Below are 21,046 nucleotides of genomic sequence, written 5' to 3' on the forward strand. Positions count from 1 at the left end.
TCGCACCCTCGTCAATCACCGACCCCGCACGATCTCCCGGGTCGCGACCGCGGCCGGCGCAGTCGTCGGGACGGTGGCACTCATCCGCAGGTGCAACACGCACGCCACCGCCGCGTGCGCGTCCCCGACCAGCCCGCCCTTCGCCGCGAACGGCAACCCGTCGTGCGGCCCGCCGACCAGCCGGCCGGCCACCACCAGCGGCTGCACCTCGGTCTCCACCGCGAGCCCGTCCGCACCGAGCGCGGTGCACACCGCGCCCGCGATGTCCCCGCCCGTCGCGTACACCCCCGCGAACGGCGCGGCCGCCAGCGCGCGTTTGACCACCTCGCCGAGCAGCACCGGCAGCCGCGCGGCGCGCACCGGGTCGATCCGATCCGGGATCCGGGTGCGGATTCCGGTCAGGGCCGCGCCGGTGCGGGCCAGCGCCACCAGGTCGGCGGCGACCCGAGCCGGATCGGGCGCATCGCCCACGTCCAGCCAGCGCGCACCCAGTCGGCGCTGGGTCTCGGCGATCTGATCACGGCTGAGCCCGCTGAGACTGCCCGCGACGCCGAGCACGGGCAAACCGGTGGGCACCGCGCCCAACGCGCCGACCAGCGCCGCGCCGAACGGCCCGGGATCCACCGGCAGCCAGCGCAGTTCGCCGCCCAGCGCGGCGGCCGCGGCGGCCAGCGCGAGCGTCTCCACGTCCGCCTCGGTGACCGCGTCGCAGACCAGCACCCGGGCACCCGGGTCGCACAGCGCCCGCGCCAGGCCGGAGGCATCACCGCGCACCACGTCCAGGGGGACGTGCACGATCGGCCGCTCGATCACGTCGAAGGCCTCGATCACGCACGAGGACGTCACCGGGCACAGCGGGTCGCGGCCGACCTCGCCGGCCGCGATCGGCACGCCGTGCACGTGCTGGATGCCACCCTCGGTGGTGCCGCCCGCCTCGGGATGGGCCGGCACCACGAGTGCGCGCACCGGCGGCCCCGGGCGGGCGTCCAGCACGTGCAGCAGCGCGGCGGTCTCCGCGCCCGGGTTGCCGCGCAGGGTGCTGTCCACCCGCTTGGTCACCAGCGGCGCGTCCGGGAACACCGAGGCGCCCGCGACCACTCGGCGGGCGGCCTGCTCGGCGGGCAGGTGTCGGGTGGCCAGATCCAGCACGAGTACGTCCGGCGCACTGACGCAGGCCCGCGGCGGCCCACCGGTGACCAGCGTGCGCATCCCGCGCCGGGCGAAGCGCACCGCGGTGGCGTTGGCGCCGGTGAGGTCGTCGGCAAGGACGAGCACCCGCGGGTCGGATCGCCCCGTACTGTCTGTCAATTACGGTCCCGAATGTCGGATCAAGATCAACTTTGGGTGGTTTTTGTGGTGGCCCCGGGAGTCTTGCCGCCCGGCGCGGGGACGGTCAATGCGAGGAGCCCGCGCACGGTCGTTGACCGCTCGAACGGGTGATGCGAGGGTGCGTTCCTGTACCGACGACGCGATGCCGCGGTACGGCGATCCGCACGACAGACGGAGGAATTCGGCGATGACGACGGGTGCGACCGAGGCTTTTCGCGCTGCGCGCGACTTCCTGCTCGAACACCGCGAGGACCAGCCCACCGCGTGCCGGGACTTCCCGCGCCCCGAACCCACCGAATTCAACTGGGCGCTCGACTGGTTCGATGTGATCGCCCGCGGCAACGACACGACCGCGCTGTGGATCGTGGCCGAGGACGGCACCGACACCAAACTCTCCTTCGACGAACTGGCCCGGCGCTCCGACCGGGTCGCCGGGTGGTTGCGCGCGCAGGGCGTGCGCCGCGGCGACCGGGTCCTGCTCGTGCTCGGCAATCGGGTCGAGTTGTGGGAGGCGATGCTGGCCGCGATGAAGCTCGGCGCGGTGATCATCCCGGCCACCACGATGCTCGCGCCGGCCGACCTGACCGACCGGGTCACCCGGGGCGACGTCGCGCACGTGATCGCCGAGTCGGCGGTGACCCCGGGCTTCGCCGAGGTGCCGGGCGCGTGGACCCGGATCGTGGTGGGCGAACCGACGCCGGGCTGGCTCTCGTTCGCCGACGCGCACGACGGTCCCGACGACGCGCACGCGGCGTTCGTACCGGACGGCCCGACCGCCGCGACCGACCCGCTGCTGCTGTACTTCACCTCCGGCACCACCGCGCAGCCCAAGCTGGTGGGCCACACCCAGGCGAGCTATCCGATCGGGCACCTGTCCACGATGTACTGGCTGGGCCTGCGTCCGGGCGACGTGCACCTGAACATCTCCTCGCCCGGCTGGGCCAAGCACGCCTGGAGCAACTTCTTCGCTCCCTGGAACGCCGGGGCCACGATCTTGATCGTGCGTCAGGAGCGGTTCGCCGCACGTCCGTTGTTGGACACGATGGTGCGCTGCGGGGCGACCTCATTCTGCGCGCCGCCCACCGTGTGGCGGATGCTGGTCCAGGAGGACCTGGGCGCGTGGCGGACCGCGCTGCGCGAGGTGATCGGCGCGGGCGAGCCGCTCAACCCGGAGGTCATCGAACAGGTGCGGGCCGCCTGGGGATTGACCATCCGGGACGGCTTCGGGCAGACCGAGACCACCGCGCAGATCGGCAACGCACCCGGGCAGGAGGTCCGGCCGGGCTCGATGGGCCGGCCGCTGCCCGGCTACACCGTGGCCCTGGTGGACCCGATCTCCGGCGAGGTGGTCACCGGCACCGACGCCGAGGGCGAGATCTGCCTCGACCTCGCCGCCCGCCCGCTGGGCCTGATGACCGGATACCTCGACGACCCGGAGCGCACGGTCGAGTCGATGCGCGACGGCTTCTACCACACGGGCGACGTCGGCACCCGGGACGCGGACGGCTACATCACCTATGTGGGCCGCTCCGACGACGTGTTCAAGGCGTCCGACTACCGCATCTCGCCGTTCGAGCTGGAGAGCGTGCTGATCGAGCACGACGCGGTGGCCGAGGCCGCGGTGGTGCCCTCGCCGGACCCGGTGCGACTGGCCGTGCCGAAGGCGTACGTGGTGCTCGCGCCCGGGCACGAGCCGACCCGGGAGATCGCGCTGTCCATCCTGCGGCACGCCCGCGCCGTGCTCTCACCGTACAAGCGGGTCCGCCGGATCGAGTTCGCGGAGTTGCCCAAGACCATCTCGGGCAAGATCCGCAGGGTCGAACTGCGGGGTCGTGAGCGCGAATTGCATGACGGCGACCTGGCCGGTCGGGGCGCCCTGGAGTGGTTCGAGGAGGACTTCCCGGAACTCAAGGGCAACTGATCGCGGGCCCGGTGGCCGAGGGCCGAGGAGTCGAGGCCGGGCCGGGGCCGAGCCGACACCGGCTCGGCCCCGGGCGGCGGGTCAGATCTTGTCGGCGATCAGCTTGGCGATCGCGATGTGCTGCCCGCGCGGCAGGTCCTTCGCGGCGGGTGCCAGGCTCACGTGCATGTCGACGATCAGGTCGCCGTGCGTCTTGGCGAAGTAGATCTCGGGGACACTGGGCGCCGGATAGCTGCCGGTGCCCGGCACGTACAGCGTGGGGAACGCACCGAGGTCGGTGATCGGCTTGCCGTACTTCGACATTTCGTTCTTGGCCACGACGCTCTCCGGCGTGTCGCCGGCCCTGCTGCTGCGGGTGAAGTACTGAAGGGTCACCACCGGCGAGTCGCCCGGTCCGTAGTAGCGGCAGGTGCGCAGCGTGTCGTCGTTCTTGGTGCGGGTGACCTCGCTGCCCAGCACGCCCTTGAGTTCGGCGGGCGTGAGCAGGTTGCAGAAGGCCTTGGGGTCGAGGTTGCCGGTACCGCCGGGCTTGTCCGTGGCCGGCGCCGTGGCGGGCGCGGTGCCCTTGCCCCCGCCGGGCTGCGTGGCCGGCGCGCCGGTCGCCCCGCCGGTCGATCCACCCGCCTGGGGCGCGGTCGTGGCCGGGTCCTTCTTCTTGTCGTCGTCGCCCTTGACCTTGTCGACCAGGCCGCATCCGCTGGAGAGCGCGATGACGGAAGCGGCGATCAACAGTCCCGGAAGGGCAGGCTTGCGCAGGTACAACGTGGTTCTCCATCCCCGTGGCGCGACCGGACGCCGCCACCCCCCTGGATGCGTGACGGGTCGTCACGATGGCGCCGATCCCGCGATGTCGCCGGTGCGTGTGTGCGGCAGAGCGAGGCTAATGCACGAAATTGCCGGCCGCTGAAGTGCCGCGGGGACGGTACCGTGACGGATGTGACGAGCACGCTACGTGATCCCGAGGGCCTCATCCGCACGGCGATCTTCGGCTGGGCCGGCGCCCGGGCCGTGCTGGGCGTGGTCGCGCTGCTCGACCCGCCGCGGGTCTCCCGACCGTGGATCGGCGACGACGCGAACCGCACCGGGACCCTCGTGTTCGCCCGCGCGCTCGGCGGGCGCGACCTCGCGCTCGGCGCCGGCACGATGTTCGCGGCCGCCCGCGGCGAGCCGATCCGCACCTGGGCGCTGGCGGCCTCGGCGGCCGACCTCGGCGACACCCTCATCACGTACCGGCATCGCGAGCAACTGCCCCGCGGCCGACGGGCCTTCATCGCAGGCCTGGCCGGCGGCTCGGCACTGATCGGCGTGGGCCTGGCCCTGGCGGAGCGGCGCCGAGCCGGCAGCTAGCGGCGCAGACTGCCGGGCCGGAGCGGGGCGCCCCGCCGTGACGTGACGCCGATCTCCGCACCGCATCGCAACGGGTGGGCCGGGTGAGCGCAACAACCGCCGACCCGGCCCCCCGCCACCGCCGCGAGCACCATGCCCCGACACCCATCGGGGCCATCCGGCCCACGAGCTAGGCCGCCGCGACCTCGCTCGCCAGTCGCCGCTTGTTCCAATAGGCGACGACCTCCAGCAGGATCCCCGCGACGACCGCAATGCCGACCGCGGTCCACGGCATCTTCGTGCCGACCAGCTTGAGTTCGAAGAAGTCCTGTAGCCACGGCACCGAGAGCACCGTGGCGAACCCGGCCCCCATCACCAGCACCAGGCCTATCCGCCACCACGTGTACGGGCGGGCGATGATCGCCAGCACCCACAGGCCGACCAGGAACAGCGTGAGCGTCGCGATCGACGTCTCGGCCGTACGCGTGGCGTCCGTCGCGCCGTAGTCCGCGCGGGCCAGCAGATACGCGGTGAAGGTCGCCGTACCGGCGATCACGCCGGAGGGGCCCGAGTAGCGCAGCACCCGCTTGACGAAGCCGGGGCGCGCCCGCTCCTTGTTCGGGGCCAGCGCCAGGAAGAACGCCGGCGTGCCGATGGTGAACCAGGCCAGCAGCGTCAGGTGCCGGGGCAGGAACGGGTAGGGCACGTTGGCGATCACGACCAGGATGGCCAGGAGCACCGAGTAGGCGGTCTTGGTCAGGAACAGGTTGGAGACCCGCTCGATGTTGCCGATCACCCGGCGGCCCTCGCCGACCACCGACGGCAGCGTGGCGAAGCTGTTGTCCAGGAGCACGATCTGCGCGACGCCCTTGGTGGCCTCGCTGCCCGAACCCATCGACACGCCGATGTCGGCGTCCTTGAGCGCGAGCACGTCGTTGACGCCGTCGCCGGTCATCGCCACGTTGTGCCCGCGCGACTGGAGGGCGGCGACCATGTCCCGCTTCTGCTGCGGGGTGACCCGGCCGAAGACCGTGTTGGCCTCCAACACGTCCGCGAGTTCGTTTTGATCGGTGGGCAGCGTGCGGGCGTCCACCGGGTGTTCGGCGCCCTTGATGCCGAGCTTGGCGGCCACCGCGCCGACCGAGATCGCGTTGTCGCCGGAGATCACCTTGGCCGCCACGCCCTGGTCGGCGAAGTAGTCCAGCGTCGCGCCCGCGTCGTGCCGCAGCCGCTGCTCCAGCACCACCAGCGCGGCGGGCGTCACTTCGGCGCCCTCCGGGCCGCCGACGAGCGCATCGACGGTGTCGGCGAGCGAGGCGTCGGTGCGGACCAGCAGCAGCACCCGCAGGCCCTGCGCGCCCAGTCGCTCGGCGTCGGCGAGCAGTTCACCGTGCTCCTGCGTGCCCACCAGCACCTCGGGGGCGCCGATCAGCCACGTGGCGCGGGCACCGGACACCTCGAACGTCGCGCCGCTGTACTTGCGGGCGGAGGAGAACGGCACGCTCTCCACCGACGTCCAGCCGGTCTGTGCCGGGCACTCGTCGATGATCGCGGCCAGGCTCGCGTTCGGCCGGGGCTCGGTGGTGCCGAGCGCACCGAGCGCGGCGCGCACCGGCAGGTCCTCGGCCAGTTCGCGCACCTCGGCGACGTTCATGCCGCCCTCGGTGAGCGTGCCGGTCTTGTCCAGGCAGACCACGTCGACCCGGGCCAGGCCCTCGATCGCGGGCAGTTCCTGGACCAGGCAGTGCTTGCGGCCCAGCCGCACCACACCGACCGCGAAGGCCAGCGAGGTGAGCAGCACCAGACCCTCGGGGACCATCGGCACGATGCCCGCGATCATCCGGGTGACCGCCTCGCGCCAGGTGGTGTCCTCCAGCCGGTACTGGCTGATGATCAGCGCGATCGAGGCCGGGAACAGGATCCAGGTGACGTACTTGAGGATCGTGCTGATGCCGTTGCGCAGTTCGGAGGCCACCAGGGTGAACTTGCTGGCCTCCTCCATCAGCTGCGCGGCGTACGCCTCGCGGCCCACCCGGGTCGCGGTGAAGGCGCCGTTGCCGGCCACCACGAAGCTGCCGGACATCACCGGGTCGCCCGGGCGCTTGATCACCGGGTCGGCCTCGCCGGTCAGCAGCGACTCGTCGATCTCCAGGTTGTCCGCCTCGACGACCACGCCGTCCACGGCGGCCTTGTCGCCCGCGCCCAACTCGATCACGTCGTCGAGCACGAGGTCCGAGGGGGACAGCGCCACCGGCTTCCCGTCCCGGCGCACCACCGGCCTGGACTCGCCGATCACCGCAAGCCGGTCCAGGGTGCGCTTGGCGCGCATCTCCTGGATGATGCCGATCCCGGTGTTGGCGATGATCACGAAGCCGAACAGGCCGTCCTTGACCGACCCGACGGACAGGATGATCAGCCAGAGCACACCGATCACGGCGTTGAACCGGGTGAAGACGTTCGCCTTGACGATCTCGGCCGTCGAGCGGCTCGACCGCACGGGAACGTCGTTGACGTCCCCTCTGGCGACCCGTTCCGCGACATCCGCGGCGGTCAGTCCGATGCCAAGGGTCACGTCGGGTTCGTTTGCCGTCCCGTCGGGTCTGTCGACCGGCGGGATGGCTGTCGTCTCTCCGGGCCCGGCGCCCGGCAACGGCTGAGTCATGGGTCTACCGTAAGTGCCCCAAGAGATCGTGGTTGGCGGTGGGCCGACCGTTGTCGTCCGCCCACCGCCGGATCCCGACTATTCGACGACCGTGACCGGTCCGAGTTCGAGTGCTTCGAGCGGTTCGCGGATCTTGTCCGCGTCGCCCACCAGGACCACCACGAGGTGCTCGGGATCGAACCCGGCGGACACCGCCTCGGCGGCGTCCTTGGTCGCGACCTCGGCCAGCCGCAGGTAGAGCTGCGGCAGGTAGCCGTCCGGCTGCCGCTCGGCGGCCATGTCGGCCAGCGAGTCGCACACCGCGCGCGGCGTCACGTACTTGAGCGGTGCGACGCCCACGATGCTCTGCACCGCCGCGTCCCGCTCGCCGTCCACCAGGCCCTCGGCGGCCAGCGTGCGCAGCACGGTGACCAGGTCCGCGACGGCCGGCCCGGTGACGTCGGTCTCCACCGAACCCTGGATCGCCAACAGCGAGCCCTGCTGCAGCGATTGGTTCGCCGCGCGCACGCCGTAGGTGTAGCCCTTCTCCTCGCGCAGCACCCGGTCCAGCCGCGAGGTGAGCGTGCCGCCCAGGCAGTACGTGCCGATCGTCAGGGCCGGCCACGAGGCGTCCTCGCGGCCCGGTCCGATCCGCCCGATCAGCAGCTGCGTCTGCACGCTGCCCGGTCGGTGCACGATCAGGACGCGGGCGTGGTCGTCGGCGAGCACGGGCGCGGGCTGCGATGGCTCGGCGGGCGCCGCGGTCCAGGTGCCGATCGTGCGCTCCAGCACGTCGGTGACATCCACGCCGGCGAAGTCGCCCACCACGACCAGGGTGGCGGTCTGCGGGCGCACGTGGGCGGTGAAGAAGTCCCACACGGCCGCGCGGTCCACCCGCGCGACGCTCTCCGCGGAGCCGGCCCGCGGTCGGGACAGCCGCATCGAGGCGTCGAACAGGGTGCCGCTGAGCGCGAGCGCGGCGCGCCGCGGCGGGCTGGCCAACTCGTGCACGATCTCGTCCTGCCGCTGGCGCACCAGCCGGTCCACCTCGGCCGCGGGGAAGGCCGGTGCCCGCACCGCGTCCGCGAGCAGCCCCAGGGCCCGTTCCAGACGCGAGGCCGGCACGTCGAGCGCGACCCGTACGCCCGGGTGATCGGCGTCGGTGTCGATCGTCGCGCCGCAGCGCTCCAGTTCGGCGGCGAACTCCTCGGCGCCCATCCTGTCGGTGCCCTCGGTGAACGCGCGCGCCATGATCGTGGCCACGCCCTCGCACTCGGCCGGCTCGGCGGCCAGCGGCGAGTCGAGCACCAACTCGACGGCCACCACCTTCTGGCCGGGCCGGTCCACGCGCAGCACCGCGAGGCCGTTGCCGAGCACGAAGCGCTCGGGCGCGGGGAAGGTCCACTCACGGGCCGGGCCCGCGCCGGGGCGCGGGTGGAACACCATCTCGCCGGTCTGGGTCACGCGACCTGCTCCTCGTCCTCGTCCGCGTCGTCGTCGGTCGGCTCGTCCGTCGGTTCGTACACCAGCACCGCGCGGTTTTCCGGCACCAGGCGTTCGGCGGCGACCGCCCGCACCTCCTCGGCGGTGATGTCCAGCAGCCGCTCCAGCGCGGTGAACGCCAGGTTCGCGTCCCCGAACAGCGTCGCGTAGCGGCACAGTTCGTCGGCCCGGCTGCCCACCGTTGCCATCGTGTCCAGGTAGGCGCGCTCCAACTGAGCCTGCGCACGCTCGAGTTCGGCCGGGGTCGGCCCCTCGACGGCGAACCGGGCGAACTCCTCGGTCAACGCCGCGTCGATCGCCTCCACCGCACCCGAACCGGACGCCTTCACGTCCAGCATGCCCACCGACGCGGTTCCGGCCTGGCGCATCAGGCCGACCCCCGCGTAGAGCGCGAGTTCGTCGTGCCGCACCAGGCGGGTGTTCAGCCGCGAACTCTCCCCCTCGCCCAGGACGGTCAGCGCGATCTCCGCGGCGTCCGCCTCCCGGGTGCCGTCGGCCGGCATCCGGTAGGCGGCCATCAGCGCGGGCGAGGGCACGTTCTCGCGCACGACCTCGCGCAGCTCGGCGCCCAGGACCGGCGGCAGCGCACCGTCCGCGGGCACCGGCTTGCCGTCGTGCGCGGGGATCGTGCCGAAGTACTTCTCCACCCAGGCCAGGGTCTGCTCGGGGTCCACGTCGCCGACGATCGCCAGCACCGCGTTGTTCGGCGCGTAGTAGGTCCGGAAGAACGCCTGGCAGTCCGCGAGCGAGGTGGCGTCCAGGTCGGCCATCGAGCCGATCGGCATGTGGTGGTATGGGTGGCCCTCGGGGTAGGCCATCGCCACCAGGCGCTCCCACGCGGTGCCGTAGGGCACGTTGTCGTAGCGCTGGCGGCGTTCGTTCTTGACCACGTCGCGCTGGTTCTCCAGGCTTTCCTCGGTCAGCGCCCGGAGCAGCCCGCCCATCCGGTCCGCCTCCAGCCACAGCGCGAGTTCCAGCTGGTGCGCGGGCATGGTCTCGAAGTAGTTCGTGCGCTCGAAGCTCGTGGTGCCGTTGAGCGAACCGCCCGCGGACTGCACGAACTCGAAGTGCTCGTTGCCGTGCACGTTGGCCGAGCCCTGGAACATCAGGTGCTCGAAGAGGTGCGCGAGCCCGGTCCGCCCGGGCCGTTCGTGCCGTGAGCCCACGTCGTACCAGAGGCAGACGGCGGCCACGGGGTCGACGTGGTCCTCCGAGAGCACCACGCGGAGCCCGTTGCCGAGGGTGTGCGTGGTCGCGGTGAACCCCAACGATGCAGTCGCCGGTCCTGCCATAAGCCCATCCGTCCTCTCCTGGAGGGTGACCGCCGCGACGGCGGCCACCCTCACCCTAACGACGCGCGGTGCCCGATCGACTCCCGCTCGCGAGGGTGTTCGCGGTGGGCGAAGCGCGCCCGCAGCGCGCCTACTGCTGGTAGCCCTCGACCTCGCGCGCCGGGCGCGCGGCCGCGCTCGACGGGTCCCCGCCCGCGTCGCGCAAAGCCTGACGCTGCCTCAGCAGGTCCCAACACCGGTCGAGTTCGGCCTCCACCTCGGACAGCCGACGATGCTCCTCCGCACCGGAGATCGTGCCTTGCGCAAGTTGGTCCCGCAGGGCACGCTCCTGCTCGACCATGTCGGTGATGCGTTCGCGAATCTGCTTGTCGTCCATCGCGAAAACCCTTCTTTTTTCCTGCTCGGACGGCGGCCGGAGACTGCGGCACAACCGTGGGCCAAAGGGCTGTCCTTCCCTCCTCGCACGGCCCCCAAGCACGGTGTCACCCGGGTCGATGCACTCACATGTCGCAGCGGCGCGTCACAATGGGCACGCCGTGCGGGCCGTCCCCGGCCGCGCCGCCCTCGGGCGGACACGGGAGACACGGCCCGGCGCCGGCCCGAAGAAGCAAAGGAGCAACGCCGCGCATGGCCCGCCGTAGTACGAAAACTTCCGGTCCGCAGCCACCGGACGACTTCGAGGAACGCATCCTCGACATCGATGTCGTCGACGAGATGCAGGGCTCCTTCCTGGAGTACGCCTACTCGGTCATCTACTCGCGGGCACTACCGGACGCCCGCGACGGGCTCAAGCCCGTGCATCGCCGCATCCTGTACCAAGCCGCCGAGATGGGCCTGCGTCCCGACCGGGGGTACGTCAAGTGCGCCCGGGTCGTGGGCGAGGTGATGGGCAAGCTGCACCCGCACGGTGACGGCCCCATCTACGACACCCTCGTGCGGATGGCGCAGCCGTTCTCGATGCGCCTGCCGCTGATCGACGGCCACGGGAACTTCGGCTCGCTCGGCGGCGACGACCCGCCCGCCGCGATGCGATACACCGAGTCCCGACTGTCCTCCGCCGCGATGTTGATGGTCGACTCGATCGACGAGGACGTCGTCGACTTCGGCCCCAACTACGACGGCCAGGAACAGGAACCGGGCGTCCTGCCCGCCGCGTTCCCGAACCTGCTCGTCAACGGCGCGTCCGGGATCGCGGTCGGCATGGCGACCAACATGCCGCCGCACAACCTGGTCGAGGTGGTCGCCGCCGCGCGCCACCTGATCCGGCACCCCACCGCCACGCTCGAAGACCTGATGCGCCACGTGCCCGGCCCCGACCTGCCCACCGGCGGTCGGATCGTCGGCCTCGGCGGCGTCCGGGACGCGTACGAGAAGGGCCGCGGCACCTTCAAGATCCGCGCGACCGCGACGGTCGAGTCGGTCACCGCACGCCGCAAGGGCATCGTGGTCACCGAACTGCCCTACAACGTCGGCCCGGAGCGGGTGATCGCCAAGATCAAGGAGTTGGTGCAGTCCAAGAAGGTCCAGGGCATCGCGGACCTGAAGGACCTCACCGACCGCTCGCACGGACTGCGCCTGGTCATCGAGATCAAGAACGGCTTCAACCCCGAGGCGATCCTCCAACAGCTCTACAAGCTGACGCCGATGGAGGAGACCTTCGGCATCAACAACGTCGCCCTGGTCGACGGCCAGCCGCTCACGCTGGGCCTGAAGGAACTGCTCCAGGTCTACGTGGACCACCGCTTCGAGGTGATCCGCCGACGCAGCGAGTTCCGCCGCCGCAAGCGCCAGGAGCGCCTGCACCTGGTCGACGGTCTGCTCGTCGCGCTGATCGACATCGACCGCGTGATCGAGCTGATCCGCTCCAGCGACAACTCGGCGCAGGCCAAGGAACGTCTGATGGAGACGTTCTCGCTCTCCGACATCCAGGCGTCCTACATCCTGGACACCCCGCTGCGCCGGCTCACCCGATTCGACCGGATCGAACTGGAGGCCGAGCAGGAGCGGCTGCGCGCCGAGATCGCCGAGCTGACCACGATCCTGGAGGACGACAAGCTGCTCCGGAAGGTGGTCTCGGACGAACTGGCCGCGGTGTCCAAGAAGTACGGCACGCCGCGCCGCACCGTCCTGCTGGAGTCGGCCGACGTGCCCGCCGCGGCGGTCCCGCTCCAGGTCACCGACGCGCCGTGCACGGTCCTGCTGTCCTCGACCGGTCTGCTCGCGCGCACCTCGACCGGCGGCCCGCTGCCGCCCGAGGGAGGCCGGGCCAACCACGACCTGGTGGTGTCCTCGGTCGCGGCCACCGTGCGCGGCGAGGTCGGCGCGGTCACCAGCACCGGCCGGCTGCTGCGGATCAACGTGGTCGACCTGCCCTCGTTGCCGGAGACCGCGACCGCGCCGAACCTGGCCGGCGGCGCACCGCTGTCCGAGTTCGTCTCGTTGGAATCGCACGAACGCCTGGTGTGCCTGACCACGCTGGCCGCCGACTCCCCCGGGCTCGCGCTCGGCACCGCGCAGGGGGTGGTCAAGCGGGTCGTGCCGGACTATCCGGCGAACAAGGACGACCTGGAGGTGATCACGCTGCGCGATGGCGACTTCATCGTCGGTGCGGTCGAGTTGCGCACCGGCGAGGAAGACCTGGTCTTCGTCACCGACGACGCCCAGCTGTTGCGCTTCCAGGCCGCGATGGTGCGGCCGCAGGGTCGCCCGGCGGGCGGCATGGCCGGGATCAAGCTGGGTGCCGGGCAGTCCGTGCTCTCGTTCACCGCGGTGGATCCGGCCGCGGAAGCGGTGGTGGTCACGGTCGCCGCCTACAGCGGCGACGCCCTGTTCGGCTCGGAGCACGGCACCTGCAAGGTCACCCCGTTCGCCGAGTACCCGCGCAAGGGCCGGGCCACCGGCGGCGTGCGCTGCCAGCGCTTCCTCAAGGGCGAGAGCACGCTGCGCCTGGCCTGGGCGGGCCCGGCGCCGGCCCGCGCCTCGGACGCCAAGGGCCGGCCGGTCGAGCTGCCCGCCCTGGACCCGCGCCGCGACGGCTCCGGCACGCCGCTGGCCAAGCACGTCGACGCGGTCGGCGGCCCGCCGGGCACCGTCTGAGCGACCCGTCGACGAGGCCCCCGCAGCGTCCCTCGCTGCGGGGGCCTCTCCCGTTCCGTCACCGGGCGTACCGGCGGCGATCGACTCGTCAGCGTGCCGCGAACTCCTCCAGGAGCTCGATCGAGCGCGCGTACTTCCTCCGCAACCGCACCTGCGTCCGTGCGTCGAGCTGGCCGAGCCGGGCCTCGGAGCGGTTGTCCGCGATGTCCGCCCGCTTGACCACGAGCGCGATCGGGTCCGCCGCCGCGCGCGCGATGCTGACCTCCAGCGGTTCGCCGGGCAGCTTGGACAGCGCGATCACCGCCACCACCACCCGCTCCGGCACACCCGCCTTACGCAGGTCGTCCGCACCCACCGGTGTGTCTTCGATCACGTCGTGCAGCACCGCCGCCATCTGCGTGTAGGTGCCCTCGACCTGTTGCATCACCCGCAGCGGGTGCGTGATGTACGGATGGCCACCCTTGTCCAACTGACCGTCGTGCGCGGCCCTGGCGAGCGCCACCGCGTCGTCCAACGTGAAGCCGGCTATCGCCGCGCTCCCGTCGGTCCGTCCCTGGGGCATGGCCGCCTCCCATCGTTACCGTGTGCAACAACCGTACCGGGATCACCGGGTCGGGGCGCTCGGGGCGGGACCGATCGGGCCGGACGGCGGGGGAAAGCTATACGGTGCACAGTCGTGGAAACCTGCGTCTTTCTCTCGCACGAACTCGCCGAGCCGATGGCCGGCACCGCTCCGACCACGCGCGGCTGGTTGCTCGTCGAGCACCCCGGGCCGTGGGCCGCCAAGGCCCTGACCGGCAGTCGCGGGCTCGGCGACGGGGTGGGCGCAGAGTTGGACGAGCGGGCCGCCCGGGCCGGTTTCCGCGCCGCGCTCATCCGCCGGCCGGACGAGGCCGGCCGCCGACTCGACGGGGCGGCGGACCCCGAGGGCAACGAGGGCGAGCGCGCCTTTGACGCCCCGGGACGCCGCGCCGGCGACGGGGGCGCCGCCGGCGACGGTCCCCGGACCGTCTTCCTGGCCTGGACCGAGCCCGGCCGCACGTGGCTGCGCCGGTTTCGCGTACGCACCGCCGCCGACGTGCTCGCGCTCGACCTGGCCGCGCTGGCCGGACCGGTCGAACCCTCGGTGGGCGAGGCGGCCACCGAACCGCTCCTGCTGGTCTGCACGAACGGCAAGCGCGACCGGTGCTGCGCGGTCGCGGGCCGACCGCTGGCCGGCGCACTCGCCGTGAGCTTCCCCGAGGCCACCTGGGAGGTCACCCACCTGGGCGGGCACCGATTCGCACCGACCGCCCTCGTGCTGCCCCAGGGCTACCTGTACGGGCGCCTGGACCCCACCTCGGCCCGCGCCGTGGTCGCCGCCGCCCGGCGCGGCGAGATGTTGCCGGACCGCTGCCGGGGCCGGGCCACCTACTCCCGGGCCGGGCAGGCCGCCGAACTCGCGGTGCGCGCGGACTGCGGCGAGCGCCTGGCCGACGCGCTGTCGGTCTACGACGAGCGCGCCGAGGACGACGGCGGCTGGACCGTGCGGGTCGATCACCGCGACGGCCGCACCTGGACCGTCGCGGTGGACGCCCGCAAGGAGGCCCCCGCCCGGCCGGAGAGTTGCGGCAAGGACGAGGGCCTCCCGACGAGCATGCGCGCCCGCCTGTTGTCGCACCGTCAGTAGGCGCCCGCCCCGGTCAGCGAACGGACCTCCATCTCGGCGTACTTGGCGGCATCCGCCTCCTCGTCCGAGCGCAGCGTGCCGATCCAGCCGCACAGGAAGCCGATCGGGATCGACACGATCCCCGGGTTCTCCAACGGGAACCAGTGGAAGTCGATCCCGGTCACCAGCGGCGTTTTGCCCCCGGAGACCACCGGCGAGAACAGCACGAGCACCAGCGCCGAGCCGAGCCCGCCGTAGATCGCCCAGACCGTGCCGTTGGTGTTGAACCGGCGCCAGAACAGCGTGTACAGCAGGGTGGGCAGGTTGGCCGAGGCGGCGACCGCGAAGGCGAGCGCGACCAGGAACGCGACGTTGAGCTTCTGTGCGGACAGGCTCAGCCCGATCGCGATCCCGCCGATCACGATCGCCGAGAGCCGGGCGGCCCGCAGTTCGCTCTTCTCGTCGGTCGCCTCCTTGCGGATCACGTTGGTGTACAGGTCGTGCGCGAAGGACGCCGAGGAGGCCAGGGTCAGCCCGGCCACCACCGCCAGAATGGTCGCGAACGCCACCGCCGCGATCACCGCGAGCAGCACCACGCCGCCGAACGTGTTCGGACCGCCGCCGAGTTCCTCCGCGAGCAGCGGCAGCGCGGTGTTGCCGGCCGCGTTCGACTTGCGGATCTTGTCCGACCCGAGCACCGCCGCAGCGCCGAATCCGAGCACGATGGTGAGCAGGTAGAACGTGCCGATCAGGGCGATCGCCCACATCACCGAGTGCCGCGCGGCCCGCGCGGTGGGCACGGTGTAGAACCGCACCAGGATGTGCGGAAGCCCCGCGGTGCCGAGCACCAGGGCGATCGCCAGGCTGATGAAGTCCAGCCGACTGGTCAGGTTCTTCCCGTACTTCAGCCCCGGTTCGAGGAACTGCTGTCCGTGCCCGCTGGTGTGCGCCGCGGTGTCCAGCAACTCGTCGAGATCGAAGTGGAAGCGCAGCAGGACCAGGATCGTCATCAGGATCGCGCCGCCCAGCAGCAGCACCGCCTTGACGATCTGGATCCAGGTGGTGCCCTTCATCCCGCCGAAGGTCACGTAGACCACCATCAGCGCGCCCACGCCGACGATCGTCCAGGTCTGCGCCGAACCGCCCGTGTCGCCGAGGAGCAGGGCGACCAGTGTGCCCGCGCCGACCATCTGTGCGATCAGGTAGAAGATCGACACCACGATCGTCGCGGCTCCCGCCGCCGTCCGCACCGGCTTGCGGCTCATCCGGAACGCGACCACGTCGGCCATCGTGAACCGTCCGCAGTTGCGCACGAGTTCGGCCACGAGCATGAGCACGACCAGCCAGGCGACCAGGAAGCCGATCGAGTACAGGAAGCCGTCGTAGCCGAACAGCGCGATCAGTCCGGCGATGCCCAGGAAGGACGCCGCGGACATGTAGTCGCCGGCGATGGCCAGTCCGTTCTGCGACGCGGAGAACTCCCGCCCGCCGGCGTAGAAGTCGTTGGTCGTGCGGTTGTTGCGGCTGGCCCACACGGTGATGCCGAGGGTGATCAGCACGAAGACCACGAACAGCAGACCGGTCAGACCGCGGTGGCCGCCGGCCGCCGCGAGGTTGGCAGGGTTCACCGGAACATCTCCTGGGTCTCCCACCGCAGGTTGAGCGCGGCCCGGTCGCGCTTGCCGCGCGCATTGCGGGCATACGACCACGTGATCGCGAACGTGCTCGCGAACTGGAGCAGGCCGAAGGCGAGCGCGACGTTGAACGCGCCCAGGATCCGGTGTGCCATGAAGCCGCGCGCGAAGGTGGACGCGAACACGTAGAGCAGGTACCACGCGAGGAACGCGAGCGACATCGGGAAGACGAAGTCGCGATAGCGGCGCCGGATCTCCTGGAACTCCGGGCTCGCCTGCACGCGTAGGTAGATGTCCGCGCGCGTGTCCGGCTCCGGGTCGCCGAACGGCACACCCTGGGTGGGTGTGGGTCGGTACGAACTGGTCGTCACCGTAGCTCTCCTCGTCGATTGCCGAACCGCGCGGTTCCGTCCGGCCCGAACCCCCGAGACAGGCGTTCGATGGGACTGGTGTTCAGCATGGGCAGCGGGCGCGGGCCGCACGGTCAGGTTCTGCACGATTCACCTGTACGGATGAACCGCCGGCACGGCCGCACACCTGGCTCCGCCATGCGTCGTGGAATCGTTTGGCCAACGAGGATCCGAGCCCTGCCGATACGGGATGCGTGACGGTCACACGCCAATGAGTGACATTCGTCCTTCTATCCCAGATATACGGACCATTTGGTCCAGATGTGGTGATCATCAAAAAAAGCCGGGCCCGAAGGGACGAATCCCTTCGGGCCCGGCCAACGACCGACAGGTCGGTGTGCTCAGGCGTCGATCCGCGAGCGGTCGAGCAGCGACGCGGAATTGGTGATGAACTCCTTGCGCGGCGCCACCTCGTTGCCCATCAGCAGGTCGAACACGCGCTCGGCCGCCTCCAGGTCGCCCAGGTTGATCCGGCGCAGCGTGCGGTGCCGGGGATCGACCGTGGTCTCCGCGAGCTGGTCGGCGTCCATCTCGCCCAGACCCTTGTACCGCTGGACCGGCTCCTTCCAGCCGATGCCCTTGCGCTGGTACTCCAGCAGCGTGCGCTTCAGCTCGGCGTCCGAGTACGTGTAGACGTACTTGTCCTGGCCCTTCTTGGGCCGGGACAGCTCGATCCGGTGCAGCGGCGGGACCGCGGCGAAGACCCGGCCGGACTCGACCATCGGACGCATGTAACGCTGGAAGAGGGTGAGCAGCAGGCAGCGGATGTGCGAGCCGTCGACGTCGGCGTCCGCCATGAAGATGATCTTGCCGTAGCGGGCCTGGTCGATGTCGAACGTACGCCCGGAACCCGCTCCTATCACCTGGATGATCGCGGCGCATTCGGCGTTCTTGAGCATGTCCGAGACGGACGCCTTCTGCACGTTCAGGATCTTGCCTCGAATCGGCAGCAGTGCCTGGAACTCCGAGTTGCGCGCGAGCTTGGCGGTGCCCAGCGCCGAGTCGCCCTCGACGATGAACAGCTCGCTGCGTTCGACGTCGTCGCTGCGGCAGTCGGCCAGCTTGGCCGGCAGGGCCGAGGTCTCCAGGGCCGTCTTGCGCCGCTGGGCCTCCTTGTGCTGACGCGCGGCGATCCGGGTGCGGGCCGCGGAGACGACCTTCTCCAGGACGGCGCGCGACTGCGCCTTGTGGTCGCGCCCGGTGGAGGTCAGGAACGCCTTGAGTTCCTTGGACACCACGTTCTGCACGATCCGTGCGGCGGCCGAGGTGCCCAGCACCTCCTTGGTCTGCCCCTCGAACTGCGGCTCGGCCAGCCGCACGGTGACCACGGCGGTCAGGCCCTCGGTCGCGTCGTCCTTGGTGATGTCGTCCTCGGCCACGCGCAGCAGCTTGGTCGAGCGCAGCACGTCGTTGACCGTGCGCCGGAGCGCCTGGTCGAAGCCGGCGACGTGGGTGCCGCCCTTGGGGGTGGCGATGATGTTGACGAAGGAGCGCAGGGTCGAGTCGTATCCCGTGCCCCAACGCAGCGCCACGTCCACGCCCAGCTCGCGTTGGACCTCGGTGGCCACCATGTGCCCCTGCTCGTCGAGCACGGGCACGGTTTCCTTGAAAGTGCCGGAGCCGGTGAAGCGCAATACGTCGCAGAGCGCGCGGTCGGGGGCGAGGTACTCGCAGAACTCGCTGATCCCGCCGGAGTAGTGAAAGACCTGTTCGTCCACTTCGCCCGGATTCGCACCATTACGCTCGTCGCGAACAACGATCGTGAGTCCGGGTACCAGGAACGCGGTCTGCCGGGCCCGCGAGTACAACGATTCCAGGTCGAGCGCGGCGTCCTTGAGGAAGATCTGCCGATCCGCCCAGTAGCGGACCCGGGTGCCGGACTTGGCCTTGGGGATCTTCTTGATCTTGCGCAGTCCGTTACCGGCACTGAACGGAGCGTCCGCACCGAGCGTGGCGAACTCGCCGGGCACGCCGCGGCGGAACGAGATGGCGTGGGTGTGCCCGCCGCGGTCCACCTCGACGTCGAGTCGGGCGGACAGGGCGTTGACCACGGAGGCGCCGACGCCGTGCAGGCCGCCGGAGGCGGCATAGGATCCGCCGCCGAACTTGCCGCCTGCGTGCAGCTTGGTCATGACGACCTCGACACCGGACAGGCCGGTCTTGGGCTCCACGTCGACGGGGATACCGCGACCGTTGTCCCGAACCTCCACCGAGCCGTCAGCGTGCAGGAGCACCTCGATCCGGTCGCCGAAGCCCCCGAGGGCCTCGTCCACCGAGTTGTCGATGATCTCCCACAGACAGTGCATCAGGCCCCGACTGTCGGTGGAGCCGATGTACATGCCGGGCCGCTTGCGGACCGCGTCAAGACCCTCGAGAACGAGGAGATGCCGCGCGGTGTAGTTCGAGTGGTCGGGCTCGCCCGCCAGGAGCGCGGTGGACTGCGCGGTCGTCTGGGCGGTCACGCGGTGCAACTCCTCGCATGTAGTCGCGTAGTCGAATCGCCGCGAACGCGTCGATCCGTACGGCGCAGCGGCGGTGTCCGAGCCCACGAAATCGGGCCCGGTGATCACCCTCGTCGCGCCGGAGAGCAAGGCTACCGGGGCCGGAAGACAGCCCGGCGACGGCTCGCCGCCGCATCCTAGCCGGCATCCGAACACATCTTCGACCACCCGATCGGGTGGCCGGCATGAACCGTCCGCGCACAGGGCACGTCCTATGCACAAGGAATGAGTTGCAGAAGGGGTGTGCCGAGAAGCTGTTGAACATGACACGATCACCCCGGGAACGTTCGAGGCTGATTTGATGTTGGACATCGATGAAGGCTTCGTCGAGTAGAGAAGAGGCGACGTGAATTCGGTTCTGACACCCGCCAGTCCGTTGACGGCCGCCGACCGTTGTGATCGGTGCGGCGCCCAGGCATACCTTCGGGTTGTCCTTTCCAGCGGCGGCGAACTGCTGTTCTGTGCGCACCACGCCCGCAAGTTCGAGCCTGAACTTCGGAAGGTGGCCGTGGAGATACAGGACGAGACCGACCGCCTCACGGCGGTCCCCGTTACCGCACCGGACGACGACAACTGACCAGACAGCCGACCCTCTGAGATCCCGACGAGCAGACATCGCGCCGATGGCGGCCACCGCGAGGTGGCCGCCATCGGCGTCTGTCGTGCTCGCCCACGGGGCGGCCGGCGCCCGAGAGGCGCGTGATATCCCTCACAATCCGGCGGCATCCCGGATGTCCCGGGCGAACGCCGCGACCCGGGTATAGACGCCCGGTTTACCCGGCAGGGCACATCCGTCGCCCCACGAGACGATCCCGGCGACCCGGCCGGCTACCAGGAGCGGCCCGCCGCTGTCCGCACTGCACGCGTCCTTGCCGCCCTGCCGCTCACCGGCGCACACCATCGTGGCGGCGTCGTACGTCCCGAGCCGCCCGCCCGGGTATGCGGTCCTACAGGTCGCGTCGGACACCAGTGGCACGGTGACCTGCCGCAGTGTCGAGGAGTAGTCGCCGTTGCCCGTGGTGTCACCCCACCCGATCACGGTCGACACGATGCCGCTCGCATAGACGCTCGCACCCTGTTCCACCACCGACGCGACACCGGTGCCGAGCGGCTCGTCCAGGGTGAGCACCGCCCAGTCGCCGGAGATCGAGCCCGGATCGAAGGTCGGATTCACGTACACCTCGCCGACCGTCACCTCCCGGCCCTGCGTGGTGCGCAGGTCGGTCCGGCCCTGGATCACCTTCAGGTCAGGGCGGTCGTCCCGCCTGCCGTTCGCGTCGTACATGCAGTGCGCGGCGGTCAGCACCTTGGTGGGTGCGATCAGCGTGCCGCCGCAGAACTGTCCCGATCGTGCGGAGCCGTACTCGGCCCGACTGGACAGGGCCACCGCCCACGGAAAGGTCGCGGTGTCCGCGGGGGTCCCGCCGACCACCACGCGCGGCGGCCCCGAGGGCGTGGCTCCCGTCAGGACTCCCGCCGTCACGACCGCGGCAAGCGCGACCGTCGATCCTCGTCTGTACCGCCGGAAATTGCTGCGTCTGTTCCGCTCGGGCGCTCGCACCATCATGGGGAACCTCTCGCCGGCTACCGTCAGGTAGAGGCCGGTGCCCCAGCGTGGCCGTCCGGAACCCTCGCTCTGCGCGAACGGGTGATTTCCTCGCCAAACGCACACATTACGGCCCCGGATGGTGTATCCGGGGCCCGATGTCGTCCGTCGTGCGGTGCGGCCGCGGCCCGCCGGGTCC

The 21,046-nt window shown here is 71.0% G+C and carries 16 protein-coding genes; 5 read left to right on the forward strand and 11 right to left on the reverse strand.

Annotated elements, in window-relative coordinates:
* Window positions 1-15: 15 nt before the first annotated feature.
* Window positions 16-1,308: a four-carbon acid sugar kinase family protein gene (locus tag ACZOOI_RS06570; RefSeq protein WP_465279865.1), complete on the reverse strand. Its 1,293-nt coding sequence runs from the start codon at window positions 1,306-1,308 to the stop codon at window positions 16-18.
* A 208-nt stretch (window positions 1,309-1,516) separates the two neighbouring features.
* Here ACZOOI_RS06570 and ACZOOI_RS06575 point away from each other — a divergent pair, with 208 nt between their 5' ends.
* Window positions 1,517-3,250, forward strand: coding sequence for an AMP-binding protein (locus tag ACZOOI_RS06575; protein WP_465279866.1), 1,734 nt, complete (start codon window positions 1,517-1,519; stop codon window positions 3,248-3,250).
* A gap of 81 nt (window positions 3,251-3,331) precedes the next feature.
* Here ACZOOI_RS06575 and ACZOOI_RS06580 read toward each other — a convergent pair whose 3' ends face one another.
* Window positions 3,332-4,012, reverse strand: a complete 681-nt coding sequence (locus tag ACZOOI_RS06580) for a hypothetical protein (RefSeq protein ID WP_465279867.1) — start codon at window positions 4,010-4,012, stop codon at window positions 3,332-3,334.
* A 174-nt stretch (window positions 4,013-4,186) separates the two neighbouring features.
* Here ACZOOI_RS06580 and ACZOOI_RS06585 point away from each other — a divergent pair, with 174 nt between their 5' ends.
* The gene (locus ACZOOI_RS06585; RefSeq protein ID WP_465279868.1) at window positions 4,187-4,597 is read left to right on the forward strand and encodes a hypothetical protein; all 411 of its coding nucleotides are present in this window, start codon (window positions 4,187-4,189) and stop codon (window positions 4,595-4,597) included.
* Window positions 4,598-4,766: 169 nt separating this feature from the next.
* On the opposite strand, the gene ACZOOI_RS06590 is transcribed toward ACZOOI_RS06585, so the two are convergent.
* From ACZOOI_RS06590 to ACZOOI_RS06605, 4 genes are all read right to left on the reverse strand, one after another.
* Complete coding sequence (locus ACZOOI_RS06590; protein WP_465279869.1) at window positions 4,767-7,238, reverse strand: HAD-IC family P-type ATPase; 2,472 nt, start codon at window positions 7,236-7,238, stop codon at window positions 4,767-4,769.
* Window positions 7,239-7,316: 78 nt separating this feature from the next.
* Window positions 7,317-8,681: a M16 family metallopeptidase gene (locus ACZOOI_RS06595; protein ID WP_465279870.1), complete on the reverse strand. Its 1,365-nt coding sequence runs from the start codon at window positions 8,679-8,681 to the stop codon at window positions 7,317-7,319.
* Window positions 8,678-10,012, reverse strand: a complete 1,335-nt coding sequence (locus tag ACZOOI_RS06600) for a M16 family metallopeptidase (RefSeq protein ID WP_465279871.1) — start codon at window positions 10,010-10,012, stop codon at window positions 8,678-8,680. Before ACZOOI_RS06600 ends, ACZOOI_RS06595 begins: the two co-directional genes overlap by 4 nt.
* Window positions 10,013-10,142: 130 nt before the next feature.
* A complete protein-coding gene (locus tag ACZOOI_RS06605) occupies window positions 10,143-10,388 on the reverse strand; it encodes a DUF2630 family protein (protein WP_465279872.1) in 246 nt (81 codons plus the stop codon).
* Window positions 10,389-10,639: 251 nt separating this feature from the next.
* Between ACZOOI_RS06605 and ACZOOI_RS06610 the strand changes: the two genes are divergently transcribed.
* The gene (locus ACZOOI_RS06610) at window positions 10,640-13,108 is read left to right on the forward strand and encodes a DNA gyrase/topoisomerase IV subunit A (protein ID WP_465279873.1); all 2,469 of its coding nucleotides are present in this window, start codon (window positions 10,640-10,642) and stop codon (window positions 13,106-13,108) included.
* 88 nt (window positions 13,109-13,196) lie between these two features.
* Here the strand turns inward: ACZOOI_RS06610 and ACZOOI_RS06615 are convergent, their stop codons facing one another.
* Entirely contained in the window at window positions 13,197-13,670 is a 474-nt protein-coding gene (locus ACZOOI_RS06615; RefSeq protein ID WP_465279874.1) for an HD domain-containing protein, read from the reverse strand.
* 114 nt (window positions 13,671-13,784) lie between these two features.
* Between ACZOOI_RS06615 and ACZOOI_RS06620 the strand changes: the two genes are divergently transcribed.
* Window positions 13,785-14,777 (forward strand): sucrase ferredoxin, encoded by a 993-nt coding sequence (locus ACZOOI_RS06620; protein ID WP_465279875.1) that lies wholly within the window; start codon window positions 13,785-13,787, stop codon window positions 14,775-14,777.
* Here the strand turns inward: ACZOOI_RS06620 and ACZOOI_RS06625 are convergent.
* From ACZOOI_RS06625 to ACZOOI_RS06635, 3 genes are all read right to left on the reverse strand, one after another.
* Window positions 14,771-16,384: a solute symporter family protein gene (locus ACZOOI_RS06625; RefSeq protein WP_465279876.1), complete on the reverse strand. Its 1,614-nt coding sequence runs from the start codon at window positions 16,382-16,384 to the stop codon at window positions 14,771-14,773. The two genes, ACZOOI_RS06620 and ACZOOI_RS06625, sit on opposite strands and share 7 nt — an antisense overlap.
* Window positions 16,381-16,761 carry a DUF485 domain-containing protein gene (locus ACZOOI_RS06630; RefSeq protein ID WP_465279877.1) on the reverse strand — a complete coding sequence of 127 codons (381 nt, stop codon included), beginning with the start codon at window positions 16,759-16,761 and terminating at the stop codon, window positions 16,381-16,383. Before ACZOOI_RS06630 ends, ACZOOI_RS06625 begins: the two co-directional genes overlap by 4 nt.
* Before the next feature lie 380 nt (window positions 16,762-17,141).
* Window positions 17,142-19,262, reverse strand: coding sequence for a DNA gyrase/topoisomerase IV subunit B (locus tag ACZOOI_RS06635; RefSeq protein ID WP_465279878.1), 2,121 nt, complete (start codon window positions 19,260-19,262; stop codon window positions 17,142-17,144).
* A gap of 385 nt (window positions 19,263-19,647) precedes the next feature.
* On the opposite strand from ACZOOI_RS06635, the gene ACZOOI_RS06640 reads away from it, so the two are divergent.
* A complete protein-coding gene (locus tag ACZOOI_RS06640; protein ID WP_020555816.1) occupies window positions 19,648-19,878 on the forward strand; it encodes a DUF7455 domain-containing protein in 231 nt (76 codons plus the stop codon).
* A 132-nt stretch (window positions 19,879-20,010) separates the two neighbouring features.
* On the opposite strand, the gene ACZOOI_RS06645 is transcribed toward ACZOOI_RS06640, so the two are convergent.
* Window positions 20,011-20,784 carry a S1 family peptidase gene (locus ACZOOI_RS06645; RefSeq protein WP_465279879.1) on the reverse strand — a complete coding sequence of 258 codons (774 nt, stop codon included), beginning with the start codon at window positions 20,782-20,784 and terminating at the stop codon, window positions 20,011-20,013.
* Between the last annotated feature and the right edge of the window lie 262 nt (window positions 20,785-21,046).

It is taken from the genome of Embleya sp. L77 (assembly GCF_055557415.1).

What these genes read in the sequence shown, in the direction of transcription:
- ACZOOI_RS06575 (WP_465279866.1), top strand. Translation starts at nt 1,517, where the DNA reads ATGACGACGGGTGCGACCGAGGCTTTTCGCGCTGCGCGCGACTTCCTG.
- ACZOOI_RS06590 (WP_465279869.1), bottom strand. Translation starts at nt 7,238, where the DNA reads ATGACTCAGCCGTTGCCGGGCGCCGGGCCCGGAGAGACGACAGCCATC.
- ACZOOI_RS06600 (WP_465279871.1), bottom strand. Translation starts at nt 10,012, where the DNA reads ATGGCAGGACCGGCGACTGCATCGTTGGGGTTCACCGCGACCACGCAC.
- ACZOOI_RS06605 (WP_465279872.1), bottom strand. Translation starts at nt 10,388, where the DNA reads ATGGACGACAAGCAGATTCGCGAACGCATCACCGACATGGTCGAGCAG.
- ACZOOI_RS06610 (WP_465279873.1), top strand. Translation starts at nt 10,640, where the DNA reads ATGGCCCGCCGTAGTACGAAAACTTCCGGTCCGCAGCCACCGGACGAC.
- ACZOOI_RS06615 (WP_465279874.1), bottom strand. Translation starts at nt 13,670, where the DNA reads ATGCCCCAGGGACGGACCGACGGGAGCGCGGCGATAGCCGGCTTCACG.